Annotated in this window: 2 protein-coding genes; one reads left to right on the forward strand and one right to left on the reverse strand. The window is 38.3% G+C overall.

The features are described 5' to 3' along the window. Nucleotides 1-189: 189 nt before the first annotated feature. Entirely contained in the window at nucleotides 190-615 is a 426-nt protein-coding gene (locus DYY66_RS06675; RefSeq protein ID WP_166287292.1) for a hypothetical protein, read from the reverse strand. 54 nt (nucleotides 616-669) lie between these two features. On the opposite strand from DYY66_RS06675, the gene DYY66_RS06680 reads away from it, so the two are divergent. Then, nucleotides 670-2,123: SagB/ThcOx family dehydrogenase (locus DYY66_RS06680; RefSeq protein WP_218583645.1), on the forward strand; the 1,454-nt coding region annotated here is incomplete at its 3' end.

The following is a 2,123-nucleotide window of genomic DNA, read 5'->3' on the forward strand; positions in this document are numbered from 1 at the left end:
TTACGATTCCACACATTTGGTACAATCGTTTAATGGAAGTTTATCAAAAATCAATACATCACACTATCCTTACCAAAATCTATACTACACCACAGAAGGAAATCACTTGGAGATCAGAATAAAATAACACAAGCATGATAACATAAGATCAAGGACAGAATTTTGATTTTACTTGAGATATACAAAAAATTATTTCAGGTCTACTTGATCTACTATAAGATTTAGTTCCACATGATCCTTTGTGTTTACTGCATTTGTAAGATGTACTGTTAACGTCACATGCTGTTTGATATTACCAACAGTCAATTCTGTTTTGACCAAAAATGGCTTGAAATCAGTATTTGGTCCAAGCATGAGTTTTGGAATCTCGGATGATATTGTAACATCACTAGTGATTGCCTTGATCTTGTAGGCACTAGTATCTGTAAAATACACACCTCCTCTTGTAGTAGGTTTTCTCACAGGGATGGTAGATTTGACAATAGACATTGTTGATACCGGATATGATTTTTCTTCAACATGTATGGTACCTGAGAGGCTTTGTATCCCAGACAGTTTTATCAATACATCTTCGTTTTCTATCAAGTTACAATTTGTTTTAAAAAAATCAACCACTAATAATCTTCTGCCTTCGATACTTTTACAATACCAACCAGCCAGTCGGTACTTGTGCTAAACTATGAAACAGAAGCAACTTGGCATTATCACAATGGCACAAAGCATCCAAACGGAATGCTTCTCAACAGGTTTCATGTGTATCATCCTTCGCACAGACCAACACCATACAAGATTTACAAGAATGCATCCCAGGTCGACTTGGCACTGGATAAAACTCCAATAGGCATTTCTGCACTTGATGCAATTTCTACAGATGTCAACATTCACAGTGATACCATTCCAGATCTTAGAACACTAGGACGGATTCTTTATTTTTCATCAGGCATTACAAAAAAAATAAAATTTCAAGGATTGGGAGAAATGGATTTTCGTGCAGCATCCTGCACTGGAGCACTGTATCACATTGAGATTTATCTTGTCTGCTCTGATCTTCCAGGACTTGGAGCCGGCATATATCACTTTGATCCAAAACACATGAAACTAGACACAATACGTCTTGGAGATTTTAGAAAATTTGTATCAAGTGCAACAGCAGAGGAACCATCTGTTACAAAATCTCCTGCAGTTTTGATTTTCACAGATGTATTTTCAAGAAATTCTATAAAGTACCAATCAAGAGAATACAGACACGCATTCTGGGATTGTGGAACAATTCTTGCAAATACACTTGCCATCACAACAGCCCACAATATTCCGTCCAAAGTAGTCACAGGTTTTGTGGATTCTAGCATCTGCAAGTTGCTTGGGCTAGATATAACCAATGAGGCACCAATTGTCATCGTACCACTAGGAGAGACATCTCAAGAGGCCCCAGACCTCTCACCGTTACAAGAGATAAACCTAGACGCAATATCTTCAGACTATGAGATAGAATATCCAGAGGTAAATGCCATGCACGAGTCATCTAGTCTCTTGACTGAGACAGAGGTAGCAGCATGGAGACGCCAGATCACAGTACAAAGAAAAGATTCCACCAAACTAATCCCGCTTGGAAAAAACATCAAGGTCCAAGAGCCATTAGAAGATACAATAATCCGACGTGGCTCTACAAGAAAGTTTTCGCTTGAACCAATAACACTTGATCAGTTATCAACAATACTAAATCAGGCAACATCTGGTATAAACTCTGATTTTGCAAACCACGAATTGTTACCAGATGTTTACGTAATTGCAAATGCAGTTGATGGGCTGGAATCAGGATCATATCATTTTGTTAAAGAAAAAAATTCGCTAGAGCAATTGCGTAAAGGCATCCTCAGGCATGCATCAGGAAATCTTGGTCTTGACCAAGACTTGCCATATGACGCAAGTGTTACAATATTTTTCATGATAAACCTTGACAAAATGTTGGAGCATTTTGGAAATCGTGGATACAGAGTTGCCCAGCTTGATGCCGCAATGGCAGGAGGAAGGATGTATCTTGCGTCATATGCATTAGGTCTTGGCGCAACAGGACTTACATTCTATGATGATTTAGTAACCAACTTTTTTTCCCCACATGCAGA

Source organism: Candidatus Nitrosotalea sp. FS, from assembly GCF_011319475.1.
Lineage (GTDB): Archaea > Thermoproteota > Nitrososphaeria > Nitrososphaerales > Nitrosopumilaceae > Nitrosotalea.